At 70.3% G+C, this 23,319-nt stretch carries 17 protein-coding genes; 13 read left to right on the top strand and 4 right to left on the bottom strand.

All coding sequences use genetic code 11. The annotated features are described in order from the left end of the window. Positions 1 to 149 precede the first annotated feature (149 nt). Both AC0VYN_RS17030 and AC0VYN_RS17035 read right to left on the bottom strand, forming a co-directional pair. Entirely contained in the window at positions 150 to 341 is a 192-nt protein-coding gene (locus tag AC0VYN_RS17030; protein WP_475536742.1) for a DUF5959 family protein, read from the bottom strand. Further along, positions 325 to 636: a DUF5959 family protein gene (locus AC0VYN_RS17035; RefSeq protein ID WP_475536901.1), complete on the bottom strand. Its 312-nt coding sequence runs from the start codon at positions 634 to 636 to the stop codon at positions 325 to 327. Before AC0VYN_RS17035 ends, AC0VYN_RS17030 begins: the two co-directional genes overlap by 17 nt. Before the next feature lie 145 nt (positions 637 to 781). Here AC0VYN_RS17035 and AC0VYN_RS17040 point away from each other — a divergent pair, with 145 nt between their 5' ends. From AC0VYN_RS17040 to AC0VYN_RS17085, 10 genes are all read left to right on the top strand, one after another. Next, positions 782 to 3,235, top strand: coding sequence for a helicase associated domain-containing protein (locus AC0VYN_RS17040; protein WP_475536743.1), 2,454 nt, complete (start codon positions 782 to 784; stop codon positions 3,233 to 3,235). A 209-nt stretch (positions 3,236 to 3,444) separates the two neighbouring features. Further along, a complete protein-coding gene (locus AC0VYN_RS17045) occupies positions 3,445 to 4,203 on the top strand; it encodes a DUF5131 family protein (protein WP_388706712.1) in 759 nt (252 codons plus the stop codon). Between the two features lie 269 nt (positions 4,204 to 4,472). Beyond that, the gene (gene tcmP, locus AC0VYN_RS17050) at positions 4,473 to 5,711 is read left to right on the top strand and encodes a three-Cys-motif partner protein TcmP (protein ID WP_475536744.1); all 1,239 of its coding nucleotides are present in this window, start codon (positions 4,473 to 4,475) and stop codon (positions 5,709 to 5,711) included. Continuing rightward, the gene (locus AC0VYN_RS17055; protein ID WP_475536745.1) at positions 5,708 to 6,211 is read left to right on the top strand and encodes a hypothetical protein; all 504 of its coding nucleotides are present in this window, start codon (positions 5,708 to 5,710) and stop codon (positions 6,209 to 6,211) included. The genes tcmP and AC0VYN_RS17055 overlap by 4 nt, the downstream gene beginning before the upstream one ends. A gap of 326 nt (positions 6,212 to 6,537) precedes the next feature. Further along, positions 6,538 to 7,686, top strand: a complete 1,149-nt coding sequence (locus AC0VYN_RS17060; protein WP_475536746.1) for a hypothetical protein — start codon at positions 6,538 to 6,540, stop codon at positions 7,684 to 7,686. Positions 7,687 to 7,903: 217 nt separating this feature from the next. Then, positions 7,904 to 8,674: an HNH endonuclease gene (locus AC0VYN_RS17065; RefSeq protein WP_475536747.1), complete on the top strand. Its 771-nt coding sequence runs from the start codon at positions 7,904 to 7,906 to the stop codon at positions 8,672 to 8,674. Between the two features lie 137 nt (positions 8,675 to 8,811). Next, entirely contained in the window at positions 8,812 to 10,524 is a 1,713-nt protein-coding gene (locus AC0VYN_RS17070) for a hypothetical protein (protein WP_475536748.1), read from the top strand. 124 nt (positions 10,525 to 10,648) lie between these two features. Next, positions 10,649 to 10,945 (top strand): hypothetical protein, encoded by a 297-nt coding sequence (locus AC0VYN_RS17075; RefSeq protein ID WP_475536749.1) that lies wholly within the window; start codon positions 10,649 to 10,651, stop codon positions 10,943 to 10,945. Between the two features lie 100 nt (positions 10,946 to 11,045). Further along, the gene (locus AC0VYN_RS17080; protein WP_475536750.1) at positions 11,046 to 14,744 is read left to right on the top strand and encodes a hypothetical protein; all 3,699 of its coding nucleotides are present in this window, start codon (positions 11,046 to 11,048) and stop codon (positions 14,742 to 14,744) included. A gap of 1,029 nt (positions 14,745 to 15,773) precedes the next feature. Then, entirely contained in the window at positions 15,774 to 16,517 is a 744-nt protein-coding gene (locus AC0VYN_RS17085) for a TIGR02391 family protein (protein ID WP_475536751.1), read from the top strand. 47 nt (positions 16,518 to 16,564) lie between these two features. Here AC0VYN_RS17085 and AC0VYN_RS17090 read toward each other — a convergent pair whose 3' ends face one another. Together AC0VYN_RS17090 and AC0VYN_RS17095 are read right to left on the bottom strand one after the other, a co-directional pair. Continuing rightward, entirely contained in the window at positions 16,565 to 17,068 is a 504-nt protein-coding gene (locus AC0VYN_RS17090; RefSeq protein ID WP_475536752.1) for a hypothetical protein, read from the bottom strand. A 1,438-nt stretch (positions 17,069 to 18,506) separates the two neighbouring features. Beyond that, entirely contained in the window at positions 18,507 to 18,803 is a 297-nt protein-coding gene (locus tag AC0VYN_RS17095) for a hypothetical protein (RefSeq protein WP_475536753.1), read from the bottom strand. A gap of 590 nt (positions 18,804 to 19,393) precedes the next feature. On the opposite strand from AC0VYN_RS17095, the gene AC0VYN_RS17100 reads away from it, so the two are divergent. From AC0VYN_RS17100 to AC0VYN_RS17110, 3 genes are read left to right on the top strand one after another with little or no spacing between them, the layout of a single operon-like run. Further along, positions 19,394 to 19,738: an ankyrin repeat domain-containing protein gene (locus AC0VYN_RS17100; protein WP_475536902.1), complete on the top strand. Its 345-nt coding sequence runs from the start codon at positions 19,394 to 19,396 to the stop codon at positions 19,736 to 19,738. Continuing rightward, on the top strand, positions 19,735 to 20,244 hold the full coding sequence (locus tag AC0VYN_RS17105) for a hypothetical protein (protein ID WP_475536754.1): 510 nt from the start codon (positions 19,735 to 19,737) through the stop codon (positions 20,242 to 20,244). The genes AC0VYN_RS17100 and AC0VYN_RS17105 overlap by 4 nt, the downstream gene beginning before the upstream one ends. Next, the gene (locus AC0VYN_RS17110) at positions 20,241 to 22,898 is read left to right on the top strand and encodes a helicase associated domain-containing protein (RefSeq protein ID WP_475536755.1); all 2,658 of its coding nucleotides are present in this window, start codon (positions 20,241 to 20,243) and stop codon (positions 22,896 to 22,898) included. Before AC0VYN_RS17105 ends, AC0VYN_RS17110 begins: the two co-directional genes overlap by 4 nt. The last annotated feature ends 421 nt before the right edge of the window (positions 22,899 to 23,319 follow it).

Below are 23,319 nucleotides of genomic sequence, written 5' to 3' on the forward strand. Positions count from 1 at the left end.
CGCCCCCCGCAGCCCGCGGCGCGGGCCAGCGGTCTTGTCTGTTTTGATCCGCTGGGAGAACGCCTGCGGCCGTGAGCTGCTATCGCTGCTCCTGTGTGACGGCTCCGCCGCTGTGATCGCCACGTGGTGATCAGCAAACCGTGCGCGCCTCAGGGGCCGGCCGCTGAGAGGGCCGTTCGGACACGTTCCAGCCGTATCCGGTTCTCCTCCAGCCAGTCGTCGGCGACGTCGACCGGCACGAGGACTGCGATCTGTGTGGACGGTGAGTCGTGGACGGTCACCTCGAACGGGTCGTCGGGAACGATGTCCATCCAGGCGCTGCGGTCACCGGCCGGCCACACGGCTCCCTCCTCGGCCTCCAGGGCGTCGAGGCAAGCGTTCCCACTCGTCCAGATCCGCGGGGGACACGACCAGGCGGGCCCGTCCGTTGACGAAGTCGCTCTGCACAACGATCTCTGCCGGGTAGTACCGCTCCTCACCGTCCGTCCAGGGCGCGTCGCATCTCACCTCCACAGTGACGCTCTGACCTGCGTCTGCGAACCGGAACAGCTCCAGCGTCTGCGCGTCGGTGACCACGGTTGCCTCTCGAACGTGTGACGAGCCAGGGTGTCCTTGATCCTCTCGCATACGGCCCATGCCACGCTCGCAGGCCGGAACTGCCGTACGTATCGCGTACACATTGCGTACCTTGCCCGTATAAGTAGGCCGACGAAGGGCGGAGTGCTTGCTCGGTAGGGTGCCTTCATCGGCTGTGCTGCCTGCTGCCTGCTCCGGATCGAGGATGAGCGTGATGACCCTGGTCGAGTTGCCGAGGTCCGGCCGCCCGGTGAGGCAGGTTCTTTTTCCTGATCAGGTGGAGGCCGTCGAGCGGCTGGTGCGGCATCTGCACCGTCCGGGCTCGCGGGGTCTGTTCGTGTCGGCGACGGGGACCGGTAAGACCCTGGTGTCGGTGCGGGTGGCGGACGGGCTGGGTGCCCGTTTAGTGCTGTTCGTGGTGCCGACGCTGGATCTGGCGGCGCAGACCGCGCTGGCCTGGCGCCGCGACCATCACATGGAGCACATGGTGATCGTCTCGTCCCTGGACGCCAGTGGCCGTGACGACCTGGTCGCGGCGAGGGTCATGTCGACGACGAGTCCGCATGCGCTGGGCGGGCTGATGTCGGTGGTGGGGGAGGGGCAGGACCAGATTCCCGCGCTCACCGTCATCTGCACCTACGACTCCCTCGACAAGATCGAGGCAACGCAGCGCAGCGGGTTCGAGGTGCCGGCGTTCGATCTGGCGGTGATGGACGAGGCGCACCGGATCGCCGGTAGGGCGGACAAGAAGTGGGCGGTCGTCAACGACGCGCAGCGGATCCGGGCGGAGCGGCGCCTCTACATGACCGCCACCCCGCGGATTTTCGCCGCCCCGGAGTTGGCCGAGTCCGCCGATACGACCCGCCCGCGCCGCCGCGCCTCGGAACCGGGGCCGGAGGTGGATGCGTTCGCCAACTCCATGGACAACGAGGCCGTTTACGGACGGAAGGTCTTCGAGTATCCGCTTGCGCAGGCAGTGGCCGACGGCCGCGCTGCGGACTACCGCGTCGTGGTGCCCACCCTCACCGACGCCGACCTGCGCCGCCGCCTGAACCTCCCCACCCCCACCACCCCCGGCGACGGCCGCGGGGACGGCGGCGGGGAGGACCAGGACGGTGCGCTGCGCACCACCGCCCTGCACCTCGCGGTCCTGCGGGCGATGACCGAGCACGATCTGAAGAAGGTGCTGGTCTACTTCAACCTCGTCTCCGACGCCCGCCGCTTCGCCCGCGAACTCCCCCACACCCTGCGCCTGCTGGCCCGCACCGACCCCCACCTGACCCCGGACGCCGCCCCGGCCCTGTTCTTCGCCCACGGCGAGCACACCCCCGCACAGCGCGCCGGCATCTTCAACGGCTTCGCTACTGCTGACCGTGCGGTCCTCGCGAACTCGAAGCTGATCGCCGAGGGCGTCGACATCCCCAGCGTCGACGCCATCGTCTTCGCCGACCCCACCCGCAGCGTCATCCGCTGCGCCCAAGCCCTCGGCCGCGCCCTGCGCCTGGACGTCTCCGGCAAGACCGCTTCGCTGATCGTCCCCGTCTACATCCCGCCCGGCGCCGACAGTGAGGACATTCTCGGCACCGCGTATGAGCCGGTGTGGGCGATCGCCTCGGCGCTGGCCGGCCACGATCACCGCATCCTCGAACGCCTCCCCGACAAAGCCAACCGGCTGCCCCGCGAGACCAGCCAGGTCATCCAGCGCCGCTGGCACTTCGACTTCACCGTCCACCCCGAACGCATCGCCCGCGCGATGGACCTGATCTCCCTCGACCCCCGCGGCCCCGGAGTCTCCCGCTCCCGGCGCCTCGGCCTCGCCGCCGCCCAGGCCTACCGCGACCACTACGGCCACCTCGACGTGCCCGCCGACCACACCGACCCCACCGGCTACAGACTCGGCACCTTCATCACCACCATGCGCGACGCCGCCAAGACCGGCCGCCTCGAGACGGACTGGATCGCCGAACTCGACGCCCTCGGCATGATCTGGGACAAACACGACGCCGCCTGGCGCTCCCGCCTCACCGCGGCCACCGACTACCTGCGCGCCCACGGCCACCTCGCCGCCCTCGCCACCACCCCCGTCGGCGCCTGGCTCGCCGAACAACGCCACCTGCACGCCAACCACAAGCTCGACCCCGCCCGCGCCGACGCCCTCACCCGCCTCGCCCCCGACTGGCGCCTCCCGCACGGCCCGGACTGGCACCGCAAATACCACCTGCTCCGCGCCCACCTCGCCACAGGCGCCGACCCCGCCACCCTCACCCGCGACACCCTCCTGGCCGGCGTGAAGATCGGCTCCTGGCTCCACCGCCAGCTCACCACCTGGCCCATCCTCCACCCCGGCCAGCAGCAGATGATGACCGCCCTTGGCCTCACACCCGACACCAACCCCCTCACCCCCGCCCGCCGCCCCCGCCGCACCTTCGAGGAGACCGTCCAGCTCCTGGAACTCTTCCTCCACCGCGAAGGCCGCGCCCCCACAGCCCGCGAGACCATCCGCGTCGACGGCGACACCGTCAAGATCGGCGCCTGGCTCGCCAAGGCCCGCACCAAGCACCGGACCGGCCAGCTCCCCGACGACCACGCCCGCCTGGTCGCCGCGCTCTTCGACGGCGACTGGACCACCGAGAGTGTCGCCCCGGCCGTCCTCGCGTAGGCGCTGTCGGCCGCCCATTGGTGGGTCGGCACTGGCGTAGTGCGGGCACCCAGGGTCGCACCTGTATTCGATTTTCGGGTTTCTGGGAGCATCGCCTGTACCGGATGATTGGATGCCGGTATCCGGTGGTGCGGCGCTTCGTTCGCAGGGCGGGGCATGGCCCGCACCACCGTGAAAGGGTGCGGTTCGAGAGGATGGAGGGCCGGCCGGTGAGTGACCGCAGCGCGATCGAGTGGACCGAGGCGACGTGGAACCCGACCACGGGATGCGACCGCGTCTCGGCAGGCTGCGACAACTGCTACGCGCTCGCGCTGGCCAGGCGGCTGAAGGCCATGGGATCGGCGAAGTACCAGGCCGACGGTGATCCACGCACCTCCGGGCCGGGGTTCGGGCTGACACTGCACCCGGGGGCACTGGATGTCCCCTACGGCTGGAAGAGCCCGCGCACGGTGTTCGTGAACTCCATGAGCGACCTCTTCCATGCCCGCGTGCCACTGGACTACGTCCGCCGCGTTTTCCAGGTGATCGCCGACACCCCTCAGCACACCTATCAAGTCCTCACCAAGCGTGCCCGGCGTCTTCGGCAGGTCGCAGACCGGCTTGAGTGGCCGGCCAACCTCTGGATGGGCGTGTCGGTGGAGAGTGCGAAGGAACTGGCCCGCGTCGATGACTTGCGGCAGGTCCCCGCCGCGGTGAAGTTCCTCTCGTGCGAGCCTCTGCTGGGCCCGTTGCACGGGCTGGAACTGTCCGGGATCGACTGGGTGATCGCCGGAGGCGAGTCCGGTCCCGGCCACCGACCGCTCGAGGCGGCCTGGGTCACGCACATCCGCGACACCTGTCAGCAGGCCGAGGTGGCCTTCTTCTTCAAGCAGTGGGGCGGGCGCACGCCCAAGGCCGGCGGCCGCGAACTGGAAGGCCGCACCTGGGACGCCATGCCTCACCGCGCCCTGGCCCTGCCCACACGCTGAGGCCGGATTACCAGCAGTGTCACCCCACTTCGGGGTCCGCAGCAGCCGTGCACTCCGTGTCCCCGGAATCCGGACTCCGTCCACAGCGTGCGGGCATGCAGGAGAGGACTCAGGTCGGCCACCATCAGGCCGGAAGCAGTCATTCCACGTCTGTAGCCGCACAGTCGGCCGGACTTGGACAAGCCATTTGTGCGCAACACCGGTACACGACCGCGGTATCTGTCGCAAAATCAGCCTAATCATGTCCTTCGAGCTGGCAGGGCGGGATCTTGGGCGCATCAGAGGCAGTGCTCGACGACGACGTTCTCGATCTGAGCGGTGAAAGCGCCGGTGAAAGGGGGCTCGACAGCAGCAGCCCGTTCTTCGTCAGCAAGAAGGCCGCCGCCGTCCTCAAGCACGCCATTCTCGACAGCTACGTCGTGCCCTTCGCCAGCAAGGTCGGCCGGTACGCCCCGGACGGCCGCGTGGTCTACCTGGACGGCTACGCCGGACCCGGCCGCTACGAGGACGGAACCCCCGGCTCGCCCGCCCTGATCCTGGACTCCGCAGCCCGCATCGCCGGCTTCCGCCAGCTCGACTGCTACTTCGTCGAACGCGCACCCAAGAATTACCAGTCCCTGGCCGCCCTCGTCGGCGAAGCCAGCGCCCAGGGCCTGGCCGCCCACGCCCTGAAGGGACACGTCGAGAAGCACCTCGGACAGATACTCGACCGCGCCGCAGGGGCACCCCTGTTCGCCTTCCTGGACCCCTTCGGCCTCGGACTGAGCTTCGAGACCCTCACCCAGCAGATCTTCGGCTCCCGCAGCGTCCACGGAACCACCGGACGCCACGCGACAGAGGTACTGCTCAACTTCAACGCCAACGCCGTACGCCGCATCGGAGGATTGCTCACCAGCCCCAAGGACACTCCCGGCAAACCGGCCACGCTCCGCGCCATGGACGCGGCCTGCGGGGGCTCCTGGTGGCGCGAAGAGTTCCTGGCTTCCCAGAACAACACCGAAGCCGTCAGACGCATCACCACCGGTTTCGCCGACCGCGTCGCCCGCGCCGTCCGCGGCGGCTACTGGACCATCGACGTCCGCAACCGCGCCCACCACCAGGTCGCCTACTACCTGGTCCACTTCAGCCGTCACAAGGAAGGCATGTGGCTGTTCGGCGAAGCCGCCAGCCTCGCCCAGGTCGAATGGCGCCGCGCCTGTCTTCCTCCGCCCGAGGAGGGCACGCTCTTCAACGCCGGCGACACCTTCGACGACGAAGAAGAACAACGCGCCCGCGCATGGGTGGCAAGAATTCGCAAGAACCTCGAAGCCCTTCAGCAGCAGCTCGGTACCTTCACCATCGACGACCATCAGAGCGAGATCCTCGCCGGCGTCCTCGGCCAGGCCCGCAACAAGCACATCAGAGCCGCGGTGAAGCAACTCCACAAAGACGGCAAGACCAGCTGCAACGGAGTCGGCGACGTACGCAAACTGCGCGTCACCCCGCCCCCACAACGGCGGCAACCATGACCGCAAACCGCCGCGACATCCAACGGCTCACCGACCACCTGCGCTCCACCCTCGGCGACGGACCGTTCCCCGCGCCCGGCGGCTGGACGCACATGGGCGCCGTCATCTGCGACGCCAGCTTCCAGGCGCGCCGCAACTACGAGACGACGATCCGCCCGCGGCTCCTCGCACTGCAAACGGCCTGGCCGGACGCCTCTACCGTGCAGGGCTTCCGAGCACGCCTGGGCACCTGTGACCTCGCCACCGCCATGAACTTCCACGATTCCCGCAGGGTCACCATCGCCCACCGCATCACCGACCTGCTGGCCGCCCACCACGTCGACACCCGCGACGACCTGAACGCCTGGCTCGACCACGCAGCAAACCGCGCTGCCCTGCGGACCGTCCACGGCGTCGGCCCAAGACGGTGGACTACATCGGCAACCTCGTCGGCCGCTCCCAGATCGCCGTCGACGTCCACCTGCGCGCCTTCGCCGCCGACGCCGGCCTCCCCGCCCTGAGCTACCAGCAACTGCGTGCCGTGTACGAGGCCGCTGCCGCCCAGCTCGGACACGACCCAGCAGGCCTCGAGCACGCCGTCTGGCGCATCAAGGCGCAGGCGCACTAGGGGGACCGCCAGACCTGCGAGCTCGCCGTTTCCGGAGAGCTCAGCGTTCCCGAGCCGCACGCCGCCATCGGATGACGCGTCCCTTCTGAGTACAAGAGTCCAAGCCCTGTTCACGGGGCGGGGGCATCCATGAGATCCGCCAACGATGCTGCCGTCCGGTCGTTCAGCGAAGGGAATTTGGCACGCCAGCGGGCACACGCTCTGGCTACGCTCCCGGGCATGAGCACTTCCGCCGCCCACTGCGACTGGCTACCGGATCACCAACTGCATGTGGTGCCCACCCTGGCCCACGTGGATCAGCTGATCGCGCACATCTCGCGAATCGTCCACGACTACACCGACCAGGGCCCGTTGACCCTCGCGGAGACCGTGCAGGGCGACCGGATGCACCTCGAAGTGACCGCCGTGGCGCCGATACCCGAGGTACTGCCCCGCCTGGTCGCGGATGCCCTTACCCAGCTCCGTGCCGCCCTGGAGCACACCCTGTATGCCGAAGTCGAGCACTGTCTTAAGCGCCCGCTGACTGACCAGGAGGCACGATGCATCGAGATGCCGGCGTGCTCCGAGTCGGCCCGCTTCGACGCCTGGCTCGCCCACGGGCAACGGCGCCGACTGGCTCCACTAGCAGTCGGTGCTGAGCTCACCGAGCGCATCCGAGGACTGCAGCCCTTCCAGCGCCGCGACGTCGAGGACCACCCGCTCCGGCTCCTGGCTGAGCACACGAACCTGGCCAAGCACCGCACCCCGGCCGTCGCCGCGACCCGCCTCGGCGCCGTCTATCCCGACCATCAGCACCCCGATCTCACCGTCGCTCTTCCTCTGGAGCGCAATCCGCAGCCAGGCCACGGCCTTCCTCTCCAGCCCGGAGACATCCTGGCCAGTGGCCCCCGTTACACCCGTATCGCGCTCTCGATTGTTCCGACCGTCTGTGTGCAGCGCCCGCACACCCAGGTCTGGCACATAGCGCTGAAAGAGCTGGGCTACCTCGAAGACTGGGTTCGGACCACGGCCATCCCGATCCTCATCACCGGATCCCGCCAGGGCACCGCGATCCCGCCTCAGCTCGATATCACGATCGGACACCCTGACCTCCGGCAAGCCCTTCAGTCGGCGGGCACCACGCCTGCAGCGGACCGGGGCGTCCTGAGCATGCAGGCCACCATCGCCCGCCGCGATCTCCCCGAAATCCTCGCCATGCCACCAGTGGGAGCCGACAGAGAGGTGATCACAGCATGGGTGGCCTCTCTGGATGACGCGACGGTCGCGACTGCGCTCACCCGAATCGCGGAGGTGAGGTCGAACCCCACGGCTCTGCTGGACTGTCTACGTCAGTTGAGCGCTGAGGCTCACGCCTCCCAGAGCCGATAGCGGAGCGACCAAGGCCCGCGTCGTGACGTCGGCCCGCAGCCAGGCGATTGTCAGTGGGGGGTGAGAACCTGCCGTCTTGACCAGAGGAGAACGAGGGGGAGAAGTGTGGGGGAATGACGGGCCGGAACGACGAGACCTGCCCACCTGGCTGCGAGGACGACAGGCACTACGTCCGGCATCCGGAGAAGACCGCCGAGCTGGCCTGGGACGGTTCGGCATGGGCTACAAGCTGGCCACACAGACTGGCGTCGGCCTGGGAAAGACCGTGGAAGCAGGTCTGATCGTCGCCGCAACGGTCGCTGAACGCCGCCTGTCTCCCCTCGACTACCTGACGGTCCTGGACGGGCAGCACCGAACGCTGTGGCTCGGACGACAACGGGAGGCGGATCACCACGTGGGCGCGGCCCGCGCTGAGCTGTCCCTGCGGCCACAGCCGTTCTCCCGTCGACGGATCCGTGCGCGGACGGTGCCACTGCAGGAGCGGTACCGCGAGCTGCGACGCAGGGTAGAGGAGCGCGAGGCAGACGGACGTCACGAGCAGCGCGCCGACACCGCAGGCTCCCGCCGGGCGCGCGACCGCGAGGCACGCGAGGCGGTCCTGCTGCGCAGTGAGGGCCGGTGTGAGAACCCGTGGTGTCTCCTGCCCGCGCTTCCCTACCGGACGGCGGCAGGCGGCTCCCTGCTGGAAGTCGACCACATCGACGACCATGCCCGAGGAGGCCGCGATCACCCCAGCGCCATGATCGCCCTGTGTCCTAACTGCCATGCCAACAAGACCCGCGGAGCCGGCCGTGCCGCGCTGCGAGAGCACCTCAGGCCTGTAGCGAGGGAACTGGACGCTGCTCAGGACAGCGACGCTGCCCGGGCCAAGGGCGCGATGGCGCCACGCAGCAAGGCCGTCCTGGAACAGTGCGCCGCGCTCCTCGCGTCTTTGGACGACGCCGACCGCGACCGGGCCCTCGCCTCCCTCACCGACCGCTTCGAGTAAGCCCACACGAAGCGTCAGCGCGGCCCGGCTCTCCCCGTCGGCGCCGGGCCGCGCTTCTGACCAACTCGAGCCGGCAGAAAGGAATGAACAGGCCGGATGCGTCTTCCCTGGACCGTGCCCCGGCCGATAATCACGCTGTGGCTGTCCATCCGAAGACCACGGAGACCAACGTCCGGCTCCCGTCGTGCGCCTTCGATGCGCTGACCGCGGTCATGGCCAGACGCGGCACCTCGCGGGATGCGACCGCGCGCGGGCTGCTGGCCGAGTACGTCGAGCGGCAGGAGCAGACGGGCCCCGACGGCAGGCTGACGCACGTCTCCACCGTGCTGCGCTATCCGCCGCCGCCGCGCTGGCGGAAGGACCCCCGCCAGGACCGCCCCTTGCGGCTTCGGGCCAGCGCCGACCTGTTGGAGAGGTCCCGCGCGGTCTCGCTGGTACTGCCAGGGCAGTACCAGCGTGCCTTCCGTGACTACCAGAGCCGGGCATTGACCGACGCCGTGATGACCGCCATCGCGGTTGCCGAACCGTTCACGGACGGCTTTCTGGACGGGCTGCTTCCCTTCCTGCGCCACGGCGCTGCTCGCAACTTGTGGAGGTTGGCGACCGCCGGGCTCTGCACCGGTCCGGAGCGCGCACTGCTGGAGGCTGCTGTTGCGGTGCGTGAAACGACAGCCGGGACACCCGAAACCGCGCTGGACCCAGACACGCAGCACCTGCTGGCTGTTGCGAAGGTCCTCGAGAAGGACGTGGCCTGGCACTCCCCGGCCCGCTTTCAGGTCGCGGCCAATCTCGCCCGCGAACTACTCACCGGTCCGCAGGCCGAGGCCAACGAGCGGCTGCTGCAGGAGGAGGGCGAGGGCTGGGACGATCTATACCTGGACACCCTCTACGCCGACGGAAACCGTCGGGCCCACCTGCAGCGGGGAACGACGAGCTACGACTGGAGCGGGCGCGGCGGGGGAGCGGTATGGCGGGCCGAGCGCCAGGTCAGCCTGGACAACCTCGGGGACTGGCTCACCAGCCGCATCCAGACGGACACGGACCAGTACGTGGTCCGTCCGCCCGGCTGGGTGCTGTCCCGCCCGCCGGGCTGGCACGCGCTCGTCCCCGACCCCACACACACCGGCCAACTGCCGCAGCCGTACGCAACATGGACGCCGCAGCCGTACGCAACATGGACGGGCCAGGGCCGCGCCCTGGTCTTCCCCTCCCGCGACGGGCAGGCCGTGTGGCCGCTGCAGCGCCAGCCCAACCGGCTGGGCTTCGAACCCGTGCTCGGCGTCGAAGCACTTCTTGCCCCCGCGACCGGCCTCAAGCCCGAGCAGGTCGTCAGCTACATCGAGGCCCTGCTCGTCGACTGGAACCACCATTTCGACGCCGACGACGACCCCGACCTCCGCCTTGCCCTGGACATCCCCGTTGGCCCAGCGTACGACTTCGGCCTCATCAGCGCCGAGGAACGCCAGCGCGCTATGGCTGAGGCACGCGCGGCGACCCTGACCAGCATGGACGAGGTCATCGACCTCCTCACCGACGGCGATTGCGGCGAGGAGGATCTGCAGTCCCTACGACACGTGCGTGGCAACGTCCGCCAGTTCACGCAGGTAGCCACCCGCCTCGACCCGTCGATCGGTGCACGGTTCCGGGCACACAAGGCGACCTGGCGGTGGCCCGGACTGTCGGCGGCCGGCGAGTTCCTCGCCGGAACCTCCACCGACCTGGTGGAGTGGCTGGCCACCGTCGCGCACGCACGCAGCTCCCTGATCACACAGCAGTCCATGCAACAGGCATGGACCTACGCGTTCGACCGCTACGCCCCCAGAGCTCGCAGTGCCCGCCGCCGCATGTGACACCCACCGATACAACACCGAAGAACCCTCGCCGTAGAACTGGATGCAGGCCGAGCAGAAAGCGCCCGGATTCCTGACATCCCGCGTACCGCACCCGTACGCCCGCCCGAGGGGGAAACCTTCGATGCCCAACCCGAACCGACCACTGATCTCGTCCGCTGCCACCGGCATCAGCGGCATCCTCCTAGCCCTGACCGGCGCCCAGTGGTGGCTGACCGCCCTGGCGTTCACCTGCTTCGCCCTCGGCCTGCTCGTCACCGCCATCCAGTCGGTCTTCCCCCAGGAATCCGCCCACCGGCTGGCCTGGTGGCGCGCCCGCTGGAACCATCAGCAGCGGCGCGGCACCCGCTACCCGGCTCCTCAGACCACACGGCAGGCTCCCGTCCCGGGTCCCGGTGCCGTTGACCGCCATGGTGAGTGACCGTCCACCAGCCAGACGTCGAGCAGACCAGACGCGGTGGCCACCGGCGGACCGGCGGTAACCGGCCCGTCGGTGGTGGCCGGAGAGTTACGGTGCTGCGGTGAGCAACGAGGTGGGGGCGCCGGTCGGCGCGAGCGGGCTGCCGGAGGTCGACGATGTCCTGGCAGCGGCTCTTGAGACTCAGGGGGAGCCGGGCGTACGGGCGCTGGGGCTGCTGCGGGACGCATACCGGATGCTGACAGGGAAGGGGTTCGTACGGCCGGCGGAGGTGGCTGCGGCGTGTGTTCGCTCCGCGGCGGACGCGCTGCTGAGCCTGCCTGGCTCCCCGGCCACGGCAGGCCTGAAGCCCGCAGCGCAGGACCTGCTGGCTGCCGTGGACGCCTTCCCGCCGCCGACCGCCGAGGACTCCTCGCCCGGCAAGCCGGCCGCCTTGGCCGACACCCCCGGCACCAACTCCAGCTCCGGGGCACCACAGGGCCCGCCGACCGCGGCGCGCGTCGGATGGGAACGGGTGTCGGCGGCGGCCGACGTGCTGCGCGGCGAACTGCAACGCCCGGGTGGCTTCCACCGGGCACGGGCCCGCGGCATCGTCGAACGGCTGACCGGGGTCACGCTCGGCACGGCGCAGGAGACCGCCCTGGACGTGTGGGGAGCCGTCTACGGAGTGGCGTCGGGCATCCTGCACGGCGGCGCCGCCAGCCCTGGCGAGGCAGTCCGGCTGTACACCGAAATCCTCGGCGCGGCGCGCGAGCTGCTCGTGCCGCTTGCCGACAGGGCGGCCCGCGTCCTGGAACTCTCCGCGCTGCAGCAGCCGGGCGCCGCCGAGGCTGCCGAGCTCGCCCGGTGGGCGGACCCGCGCGCCACCGACTACTTCTTCCGCTGCGGCCCGGCGACGGCGTGGCTGGAGGTTCTGCAGGCGCACGCACCGCACCTGCTGATGCCGGACGGGGCGGTGGGCGGACGCTGGCCGGCCGCCCCGTTCCTCAACCACGTCGCCCAGAAAGACACGAATACCGTCCGAGCATGGCTGGCCGCACCGACCGACGATGACCCGGCGACCGCCCGCGCCCAACAGGTCGCCGCAGCCGGCCGGCCGGCCCTGGATGCGCTGCTCACTCTGGCCGTACGCCACCGGGACGCCGTCGACGCAGGCCAGCTGCGCGCCGTCCTCGCCGACCCCGGCGTACGGGACGGCGGGGGTGCGGCGGTGGGGACGACGCTGCGCCTGGCCGCGAGGTGGGCGCGCGCCATCCCGCGCACCGAGCGGACGCGCGAGTGGATCCTGGTGGTTGAGGCGCTGCTGGCCGGCGCGGTCGAGGACGAGCACGCCGGCCACCAGACGCTGAGGGCGGTCGCCGAGCGCATGGCCGCCGCCGAGGCCCAGGCCGCCAATACCCTGGCCGACGGCGGGAACGTCGCCGCGGCCAAAGAGGTGCTTGCGGCCGCGCTGATGCACGAGGAGGACATACGGGAGCTGATCGCCGAGGAGGCGTCCGCGCGGCTGCCCGGTCACGAGGTCGCGGTGCTGTTGCGTGAACTCGCCTGCACCGCCTACCCGGCAGGCCGCGCCGCCGCCCAGCATCCGAACATCCGCATGATCCGGGCCGCGCTGGCCGGCCTGCTCGCCCGCGACACCGAGCTGCTGCCCGCCGCCCGCCCGCTCGTCTACGGCGCCGACCTCGCCCAGGGGAACGCCCAGGACCCGGCCGCGTACGGCGGGCCGCGGCTGGCGCGCACCCTGCTCGACCTCGCCGCGGCGGACGCGGACGTTGGCGTACACCTAGCCGAGCGCACCCGCCGGCTGGCCCGGGTGGCCGCGGTTGACGGCCGGCTGCACGACAGGCTGCTCGCCGCCCACCTGGCTGCCCACCCGCCCGCCGACTGTGCGGCGGCCGCCGACGGGCTGGGCGGGCAGGAGTGGTGGGATCAGGCCGTCGTACTCGTCGTACGCCTGGTGGCCGATGAGCCCGCGCCGGAGACGGCCCGCCTCGTCGACCTCGTACTCGACGCGTGCCCGCCCGAGCGCGCTGCGCAGCTGGAAGCGGACGTCCACACTGCGCTCGGCACCCCGCCGCCGCCCGTCCTGCTGGAGGAGGTGCTTCCCGCCGACGCCGAGCAGGCCGACGGGAAGGCCGAGCCGCTCGCCGGCTGGCTGCGAGTGTGGGACTGGTCGCCCGTCCTGCCTGCGCGGCTGCTGGCCGGCTGGGAGCCGGTGCTGGACGCAGTACGCCGCCTGAAGCCCGCCTGCCCGCCCGACCCGCGCACCGCGCCCGTGCTGGAGCCGGTCACCGAGACCACGGTGCTGGACGCCGAGGACCTGGCCGAGGTGGCCGCAGCCCGCAGGCCGACGGCGGCTGCTACCGCCCTGGCCGCCGCCGAGGACGCCGGCGCCGACGGCTACGCGATGGTCCTGCACCGCCTCGTAGCCGCCGACCCGGCCGCCTGGATGGCCGACGTGCCCGCAGTCTTGGCCGCCCTGCAGCTGCCGGAGCTCGGCGCGTTCTACCTCGCCGCGGCCGCCGTCCTCGCCGACCGCCCCGACGCTCTCTACGACGGTGCCCTCGCGGACGCCGTCACCGCGGTACTCGACGTGCGCCGCCGCCTCGACGAGACAGCCCCCACCACCGGCGCCGCGACTGCCGAGAACCGGTCCGCCGCAAGGTCCTTCGCAGACCAGGCGCTGTTCGACCTGATCACCACCGTGTGGCGCACCGACACCACCATTCCCGGCGACCAGGAGAAGACGATCCTGGCCCGCCTGCACGCCCTGGCCACCCCGCTGACCCGTTCCGCCGTCGTCCCGGCCGCGGACACCCCAGTTGACGCCCCCGGCCCGGCAGACGGCGGGACAGCGGACGCGCCGCTGTTGGGCTCGAGTCCGTCCGTGCGGGCGCTGGGGTGCCTGCTCGAGTACGCCGTCCACCAGGCCCGCACGCGGGGAGAGATGCCCGCCGACGTCCTTCAGGCGCTGTCCGGCGCGCTGACCGCGCGCGGGAACCAGGACGCGGTGGCCACTGCTATAGGGGTGCACCTGCCCGCCCTGCACCGGTACGCCCCGGCGTTCACCGCCGCACACCGCACCGCGCTCCACGGTCTCGCCCTTGGCAGGCCCTCGCCAGCCGCCTCCTGGCTGCGTTGGGGCGCGCCCGACCGAGAGGTCCTCGTCGCCCTGGAGCGCGCCGAGCTGCTTGCCACGCTGCGCGACGCCCGCCCCGGTGCCGCAGCCCACACGGCGGCCGCGCTCCTGGCCGACCCCGCCCTCCTTGGCGATCCCACCACCTTCTGGGCCGAGTTGGCCACCGGCGCCGGGGGAGTGGAAGCGACCGTTCTGCTGCTGGCCGCGATCGCCTCCCGCACCCCACACACCGACGGTCCCCTCCCGCCCGACGCCTCCGGCCGACTGGCCGCAGCGGCCGATCTGTGGCGCGCCGCGCTCACGGCCGGCCTGCCGCCCGGGGCCCTCGCCGGCGCGGGCGCCTTCGCGGACGCCGGCCTCGACGAGGATCTGTGGCTGCCACTGATGCGGGCGAGCGCCGAGCACACCCCCACCCTGGCGGACGCCGACCTCGTCGCCGAACGCGCCGCCCGCCACCCGGACCGCGAGGACGCGCTCCACCTGACCGCACAGATGGTCATCCATTCCGCCGGGACCGGGCAGAACGCAGCCGTACGACGTCACGCCCGCGCCCTGCTGGACGCCGCAACGGCACTGTCGCAGGACGAACGCCTCTCCGAGGTACAGAAGCTGAGGACGGCGCTGGTCAACGCGGGCGACGTTGATGCCGCCGCCCGCGGGTGAGTCCCCCCGGTCCTCGGCCCACCGCGGCTGCAGCCGTTCAGCACCTGGACAGCCTCACCGGCACCGTGGCGGTGAGGCCGCCGGAACCATGGGCGCGGGCTGTAGGCACGGCCGGAGCTAGCGTCGCGGGCTACTCGGCGACTACCGCAGAGAGCGCACCCCGCCTGCGGCATGGGGCATGCCTCGTCTATTGGACACTTTGACAGGAGAGAGCCCTCGAAACGTGCCAGGAGGCCGGGCGGAAACCTCGTAGGGGGCGGGCGCCTGTGCGGTGCTAGGGGGTACGCGTTTCCCGAGGGCTGTCCCGCAGCGGTCGACAGCTGCACGTTTTCGGCGCGGATCCCTGTACGGAAACGCCGCAAAATCCTACGTTGGATTGTCGGGCATTCGCCGCACACAATCTTGTACTAGAAACCCTCTGACCTGCATAGACGCCATTTGAAATACCGCCGAAGGGATGCGATGGTCTCTCTCGGCGCAACTCGGCGCAACTCGGCGCCACTGAGCAAGGGGGAATTATGTACGCCTTCATCGGGGCCATCATCGGAGCCGTCATCACCGGTGGCTGCACCGTCATCGCCGCGCACATCACCGCGCGGCGGCGGCATTCGGGGGAGGATGCGCCCTGAGGTGACGTGACGCGAATCCGCAGCTCTGACCGCGTCACATCACCTCGTGGAGAGGCGACCGAAGAGCGCGCCTGGCCGGGCGCAGCAGAAGGCGCCGGTTGGCCTAGGTGCAGAGGGACTTGCGGCTGACGCGCAGGAACGGCCTCGTCCAGCAAGCGGGCAGGCCCGGCGGGACCGGTGAGGGCGTCGTCGCTCAGGCCGTCGACAAGGTGCCTGACGTCCTCGAGGAACTGCTGCGCGGAGTCCAGTACCTCACGGCCAGCCAGCGCCGACATCCTCGGTTTCTGCGTTCCTTACCAGCTTGGACCCCGGGCCGAGCCTGCCATCCGCGTAGGCTCCCCCGCTGACTTACGCCCGTAAGGCCGCAGGGTGTCAGTGCTGCGCCGTAGTGTCGTGACCTATGAACTTTCAGCACATACCGCCGGTCCCGGCAGAGCAGATCCGTCAGTTGCCCACCCGAGACATCGCCCTCCTTCTCCTGCGACATCTCGCCAGCAGCACCGGACACCTGCAGTACGTGGGGACCGTAAACTCGGCACGCCGGGCGTTCCAGGAAGAGCCGGATACGGACGCGCTCGTGAACCGGCTGTCCGATGCCTGGTCCTGGCTGGAGGCGCAAGCGCTGCTAACTCGCGAGCCCAGCCAGTCCGAGGCGTTCCGCCGGATCTCCCGCGACGGTATGGACCTGGCGAAGGACCCCCAGGGCATCACCAGGTTCGAGGCCCGCGAACGACTCTCCGGCCCGCTCCACCCGGACCTGGAAGACACGGTACGCACCAACTTCGACCTGGGGGACTACGAGACGGCCTGCTTCGCCGCGATGAAGGCGGTCGAGGTCGCCGTCCGCGATGCCTCCGGACTCGACAACTCCCTGGTCGGAGTGAGGCTGATGCGCGAAGCGTTCCGGCCGCACGAGAACGGCAAGGCCGGCGGCGCACTCGCCGACGCAGAAGCCGAAGGCGGCGAACAGACAGCCACCGCCAACCTGTTCGCCGGCGCCATGGGCGCCTACAAGAACCCTGCCAGCCACCGCACCGTCGACTTCGATGATCCGATCGAGGCAGCAGAGATCATTCAATTCGCCGACCTGCTGCTGCGCCAAGCGGAACGGGCCAAACGCCGCCAGGCGGCGGCAACGACATAGACCCGTCCCAGTGCCTGCGGGCGGGTCAGCCAGAAGACCAATCAGCCCTAAGTCTTGATGCGTCGGTGTATCAGGTGCATGCCGAGGACGAGCAGGAGCTGGTGTCCGGCCTGGTCGAACTGGTGCTGGAGGGTGGGCTGGCGGAAGAGGTCGGTCAGCTGCCCGGCTTCGGCGGCGAGGCCACTGCGCACGGCGAGGTAGTCGGCGGTGGAAGCTCGGTAGACGGCCCGGCCCCGTTCCAGCAGCGCGCCGTCCACCTTCCCGTCCAGGGTGCGGGACAGCGCCGTGCGCAGGGCCTCGACGTGGGTCACGACAGTGTCGACGGTCATCGGCGCCCCCGCGGGGCCGAGTGCGCGGACGAGGCCGCTGGCGGCGAACACCGTCTCCGGCTCCATCACGTCCCGTACGGCGTCCAGCAGTTCGGCCCGCCCGCGCACCGTCAGTGCCTTGCCGTTGCCCAGCTCGGTGACGATCCGCACGAACCGGGCCCCGGGCGGTCGGCGTGGCCAGCTGATGCCCGACCTGTTCCAGCAGACCGACCGCCCCCTCACGCGCCACCTCCTGACTGCGCCGGCCGCGCCCCACCCACGTCACCCACGCCCGCTGCGCCTGCCGGGTGGACACGTAGCCGTCCCACCACAGCCACGTAGCCAGCGGCACCTGCGCGAGCGCGTTCAGATGCGCGACATGCTGATGCTTGTCCAGGAGCAGAAGCCGACGCTGGTTGGCGCTGTGCTCGGCCTTGTCCGAGCCACGCCGCCGCGTACGCAGACGCGGCTGGTCCAGCAGCCCCTTCGCGATCCAGTCGTGGATCCGCCGCACGGTCATGTCCGGATGGCCGGCCGCATGGGCGTCCGCGACAAGATCGTCGATGGTGCCGGGCCCGCTGATGCTCTCCCACGTGTACACGAGGTGGAAATTACATCGTTCTCCCGCCAACCAGGGCCCAGTTGAGGATGCATCACTCACCACCCCACTGCCACGATCAAACACAGCAGCACAACACCCCGGCCGCCTCCCGCGGACCGCCCGCTGCACCACCCAACCCTGCAGGGCGCGCCGCCGCGCCCTGCTCGAGCGAAGGACACCCGCCATGCCGAAGAAGAACCGCACCCCCTCCGCCCACCAGGACCGTGTGGCGCCGGCCCCCGTCTCGTGGCGGCGCCTGGTCTCCGTAGCGCTCCTCACCGGAGCTATTCGCCATATCGGAGCCCTCCTGGCAGGCCTCGCAGTGACCTGGTGGCAGCATGACTGACCCCCTACGAAGACAGCCCCAACAACCCTGTCCTCGACTTTGGCTGACGTCACCTCACCCACACGGTGCCCATCCGACCGACCTCAAGGGCACACCCCCAAATCCGGATCGACCGAAAGTTCCGAGCTAAAGGAAACAGACGACGAACCCGCGCGGACCACTCTTGGGGTCGGAGGACCTCCCCACCTCTAGCCAAGCGCCCCCAGCCACCCCCTTCCCTTGTAGCTGCCGGGGCCGAAGGCCCGTTGGCCGGCCCGCGCAGCGGGCCCGGCTTTGTGGTGCGCAGCATCACCAGGTGGCTGGAGCGCAGCGGAGGCGGCCCCTCGGGGGGCAGGCCCCGTAGCTCCGGGAGCGCAGCGGACGGAGCGTCACCCGCCCTGCAAAGCAGGGCGGGTAGGGGATCGCGCAGCGATCCCCAGCGCTCCCGCGGAGCGGGAGCGCAACACCCGCGCGCAGCGCGGGTGTTCGCTTGCTCATCGCGCAGCGATGAGGTCTGAGCTGCGGTGGCCTGCGGCCCCCGGTGGTGGCTTCCGCTGCGCTCCAGCCCACCTGGTGGCGCTGCGCGCCACAAGACGGACCCGCTGCGCGGGCCCGTCAACGGGCCTTCGGCCCGGGCATCTACAGGGGTGAGGGGTGTGGTGCTCCGGCAGTGGACTGTCAGCAGACCGTGGACTCCGCCCCCGGTGAGGCGGGAGTCGGGGCCCGGATTGACTCGTAGGAAGAGTGATGGGCCCTCAGGCAGGCGCGTGACGGCGGGTGCTCGGCAGCCTGTGCGGGGCAGCGTGGTGTACGGGCCGGCCCGTGGCGGGAACGGCGAGACGCCGCAGGGCGAGGCTCGCGGTGACGAGCAGGACGGTGAAGACGGCCAGAAGGAGGACGGACACCCACATCTGACGGCTCCCCGGGGCCTGCCAGCCGGTCCAGGCCGCGGACCCTGCCCACAGGAGGATGGCCGCAGCGTAGAAGGAGCGGATGCGGCGCAGTTGCCGCCCGGCCCGCAGGAACTGGATGCGTTCGGTCTTCGGTGCCATGCGGCACCGTGTACCCCGATGCACGCCGGCCATCAGGGTCGGACGAGATCTCGCGGAGGGGATCGGTCGAGGGTTCCGCAAGACTGCATCTCAATGTGATGCAGCATGTAACATTGGCGTATACCAGGGACACCCCAGTAGGCAGGTGTCCGCAACGTCCTGGCAAGGCCGGCGGAGAGGGAAACATGGTGGATTCCGATGCGCTGAGGCCGAGCTCTTTTCCCAAAGTGGAGCCGTGGACGCCGGCGCACCAGGCCGTGGAGGTGAGTGAGTACGAGACCCTTTCTGTGCTCCTGGACGCTGGGGCCGATCCGGACGAGGTGTGTTTCGGGCTCACGCTGCTGACTCACGCGATCGACACAGAAGGTGACAGTCACCTGCAGTCGGGGCATCCCTTGCACACGGCCGGTACGGCAATCGTGCTGGCGTATGGAGCCGACCCGCGTCTGCCGTCTGTCAGCGGGGAGACTCCGTTGCAGTGCGCCGAGGACTACGACCACGAGCCGGCCACGCGGCTCCTCAAGCGCTTCCTCGCACCGGCGGAAGCTTCAGGGAGTGGGCGTGGAAGTGGTCGCGGGGCTTCCGTCGAGGTGGAGTCGTGGACGCCCGCGCACAGGGCCGTGGAGATGAGTGACTACGAGACCCTCTCCATCCTCCTGGACTCCGGGGCGGATCCGGACGAGGTGTGCTTCGGGGACACGCTGCTGACTCACGCGATCGGCCTGGAAGGCGACGCTCACGTACAGACGGACTACCCCCTGAATACGGCCTCCACCGCGATCCTGCTGGCCTACGGTGCTGATCCGCGTCTGCCGGCCATCGACGGAGAGACGCCCCTGCAGGTCGCCGAGTACTACCACCACGAACCGATCAAGCGGCTGCTCCAGCGCTTCCTCGCCCCTGGCCCCGGCGGAGACTCCAGGGAGTGCGCGTGACGAATGACCGCGGGCCTTCGCCCCTCGATCCGGACTCCGCTTACAGCGATGCCTCGATCTACGTGGACGCGGAGGCCGCTCCGCGGGTCGTAGGCCGGCTTCGAGACTTGCTCGGCCTCGTCGAGGACGACGGCGCGGAACTGGTGGTCGGGCCCGTGCGCGTGGAAGGCGAGCCCAACGACTACGCCACAGGCCGGCACGCCCACCCCTTCGACTTCCTTCAGTGGCCGACCGTGCTGGAATGCGAGGCCCCCGCGGGAGCGCCGGCCGAGGAGGTGGTCCAGGCCGTCACAGCCGTGCTCGAAGCACTGTGGCGTGGCGGGTTCAAGGCCGTAGCCGCCTGCGACTTCGAGGACGAGCTGCCCGCCCGCGGCGGCATCGACAGGTACCCGCTCCCCGCCTCTGGCTCTGGCTCTGGCTCTGGCTCTGGCGGGTCCGGTGCTTCCGTGAGCTCGTGGTGGAGAAACCTGATTTCACCCGGAAAAAGGAAGGATCGAATGTCGTGATCCGCCTCCGGGAGCATCAGGTGACCCAGAAAACCGCAATCCGGGAATGGGTCAAATTCTTTGCAAGATCATCTGTGCCTGCTGAGGGGGCGCGGGGCACACTGGTGTCCGCCACCGGTTCGGGCAAGACAATCACTGCTGCCGCGGGCGCGCTGGAATGCTTCCCAGGCGGGCGGATCCTGGTGACCGTGCCGACCCTGGACCTGCTCGCGCAGACCGCCCAGGCGTGGCGGGCGGTCGGTCACCGGGCGCCGATGGTCGCGGTGTGCTCACTGGAGAACGACCCGGTCCTCACCTCGCTGAGAGTGCGCACCACCACCAATGCGATCCAGCTCGCGCTGTGGGCCGGGACCGGACCCGTGGTCGTGTTCGCCACCTACGCCTCCCTCGTGGACCGCGAGGACCCGGAGGACCCAACGGGCCAGCGCAAGGTCCGCGGGCCGCTGGAGGCCGCCTTGGCGGGCGGGGAACGGCTCTACGCCCAGCGCATGGCCCCGTTCGACCTCGCCATCGTGGACGAAGCCCACTCAACCGCCGGTGATCTTGGACGGCCGTGGGCGGCGATCCACGACAACGCCCGCATCCCCGCCGACTACCGGCTCTACCTCACCGCCACCCCGCGCATCCTCGCCTCACCCCGACCTCAGCGCGGGAAGGAGGGCCAGGAGGTGGAACTCGCGAGCATGGCCGACGATCCGAACGGCACCTTCGGGGCCTGGCTTCCCGGCGCCGAGCTGGGGCTGTCGGAGGCGATCGAGCGGGGCATCCTCGCCGGATTCGAGATCGACGTCCTCGAGATCCACGACCCCTCCCCCGTCCTCGGAGAATCCGAGGATGCGCGGCGTGGCAGGCGCCTCGCGCTCCTGCAGACCGCACTTCTGGAGCACGCCGCGGCGTGCAACCTGCGAACGGTCATGACCTTCCACCAGAAGGTCGAGGAAGCCGCCGCGTTCGCGGAGAAACTGCCCGAGACCGCTGCTGAGCTGTACGCGCGCGATGCCTCGGACGAGGACCTGGCCGCCGCGGACAAGCTGCCCGTCTCGTCGATCGGCGCGGAGCTGTACGAACTGGAGGCCGGCCGGCACGTGCCGCCGGACCGGGTGTGGTCGGCGTGGCTGTGCGGCGACCACCACGTCGCCGAACGCCGTGAAGCCCTTCGCCAGTTCGCCAACGGCATCGACGCCGCCGGCCGGCGGGTGCACCGGGCATTCCTCGCCAGCTGCCGCGTCCTCGGCGAAGGAGTCGACATCACCGGCGAACGGGGAGTCGAGGCCGTCTGCTTCGCCGACACCCGCGGCTCGCAGGTCGAGATCGTGCAGAACATCGGCCGGGCACTCCGGCTCAACCGCGACGGCTCCACGAAGGTCGCACGGATCATCGTGCCCGTCTTCCTCCAGCCCGGCGAAGACCCCACCGACATGGTCGCCTCTGCCTCGTATGCCGGGCTGGTCGCTGTGCTCCAAGGCCTGCGCTCGCACGACGAGCGCCTGGTCGAGCAGCTCGCCTCGCGTGCGCTCACCAGCGGCAAACGCAAGACCCACATCCAACGCGACACCGACGGGCGGATCATCGGGACCAGCGGTGAGATCGAGAGTGAGGACGAGGAGCAGGACGGCACCGGCGGGGCGGTCGAGTCCGCATTGCTCCACTTCTCCAGTCCGCGCGACGCGGCCACGATCGCGGCGTTCCTGCGCAGCCGCGTCTACCGGCCCGAATCCCTGGTCTGGCTGGAGGGCTACCAGGCCCTCATCCGCTGGCGGGCGGAGAACCAGATCACCGGCGTCTACGCCGTCCCCTACGACGTCGAGGTCGAAGTGGGGGCGACGAAGACTTTTCCGCTTGGCCGATGGGTCCACCAGCAGCGGAAGGCCCTGCGGGCCGGGGAGCTGGAGGAGCGGCGCAAGACGCTGCTGGACGCACCGGAAGCCGGCATGGTGTGGGAACCGGGCGAGGAGGCCTGGGAGACCAAGCTCGCCGTGTTCCGGGCCTACCAGCGCGCCACCGGGCACCTCGCACCCCGGCAGGACGCGGTCTGGGGCGAGAGCGAAGCCGAGGGCCTGGTGCCGGTGGGGCAGCATCTGGCGAATCTACGGCGGACGGGCGGCCTCGGGAAAGACTCGGAGCGGGCAGCGCGGCGGGCGCAGCAGCTGACCTCCATCGACCCGGACTGGAACTGCCCCTGGCCACTGGACTGGCAACGCCACTACCGCCACCTCGCCCACCTCGCCGCCGACGAACCCAACGGAATCGTGCCCGACATCGCACCCGGCGTGACGATCGACGGCGACGACATCGGACGCTGGCTGAAGCGGCAACGCCGGGACTGGAGACTGCTGACCACCGAGCAGCAGGAACGACTGTCGAAGCTGGGCGTAACGCCCGCGAAGCAGCCCGCTCCGGCCCCGGCAGCCAGCGGCGGCGGGAAGAGTTCAGCCTTCCAACGCGGCCTAGCAGCACTCGCGCAGTGGGTCGAACGGGAAGGCACCCAGCGGCCCGTCCCGCGCGGCGCGGTCGTGGAGATCCCGGTCGACGGCGAGGCCGAGCCGGTACCGGTGCGCCTGGGCGTATGGGTATCGAACACCCGCGCCAGACGCGACAAACTCACCACCGACCAACTCGACGCCCTGCGAGAACTGGGCATGGAGTGGGCGTAGTAGGGGCTGAAGAGTGGCCAGGCAGATCGCTGAGCTGGGAAACAGCAAGGCAGCGAGATGCTGCACCGTACGATCGCGTGACGAGCAGCATGCCGCAGGAAAGGGACCGGCCGTGGACGAGCAGAACGAGGCCGCGAAGCAGCCCGACGAGGAGTACGCCGAGGAACGCTTCGCGGAACTGGCCCGGTTCCTCTTCGCCCGCACAGACCCTCTGCTGCTGAACCGCCCCGAGGACCCCGAAACGGACCGAGCTGTCCAGGCGCTCAACAACGCGGTACGCGCCCTGCTGGGCCAGGCACGGGCCACGGGCCCACCGCGAATGGGACAACGAGCCCGCCCTCGCCGGCACGTGGGACACCCTCACCACCATCGCCCAGCAATGGCAACACCACCCCGACTTCCTCACCGACTGGGAATGGGT

It is taken from the genome of Streptomyces sp. 63XJN7_1_ISO-PGPR-S23-121 (genome assembly GCF_056173025.1).

Excerpts from the sequence above, each read along its gene's own strand:
- AC0VYN_RS17085 (WP_475536751.1), top strand. The coding sequence starts at position 15,774 with ATGAACTTTCAGCACATACCGCCGGTCCCGGCAGAGCAGATCCGTCAG.
- AC0VYN_RS17035 (WP_475536901.1), bottom strand. The coding sequence starts at position 636 with ATGGGCCGTATGCGAGAGGATCAAGGACACCCTGGCTCGTCACACGTT.
- AC0VYN_RS17075 (WP_475536749.1), top strand. The coding sequence starts at position 10,649 with ATGCCCAACCCGAACCGACCACTGATCTCGTCCGCTGCCACCGGCATC.
- AC0VYN_RS17055 (WP_475536745.1), top strand. The coding sequence starts at position 5,708 with ATGACCGCAAACCGCCGCGACATCCAACGGCTCACCGACCACCTGCGC.
- AC0VYN_RS17040 (WP_475536743.1), top strand. The coding sequence starts at position 782 with ATGAGCGTGATGACCCTGGTCGAGTTGCCGAGGTCCGGCCGCCCGGTG.
- AC0VYN_RS17065 (WP_475536747.1), top strand. The coding sequence starts at position 7,904 with ATGGGCTACAAGCTGGCCACACAGACTGGCGTCGGCCTGGGAAAGACC.
- AC0VYN_RS17095 (WP_475536753.1), bottom strand. The coding sequence starts at position 18,803 with ATGGCACCGAAGACCGAACGCATCCAGTTCCTGCGGGCCGGGCGGCAA.
- AC0VYN_RS17060 (WP_475536746.1), top strand. The coding sequence starts at position 6,538 with ATGAGCACTTCCGCCGCCCACTGCGACTGGCTACCGGATCACCAACTG.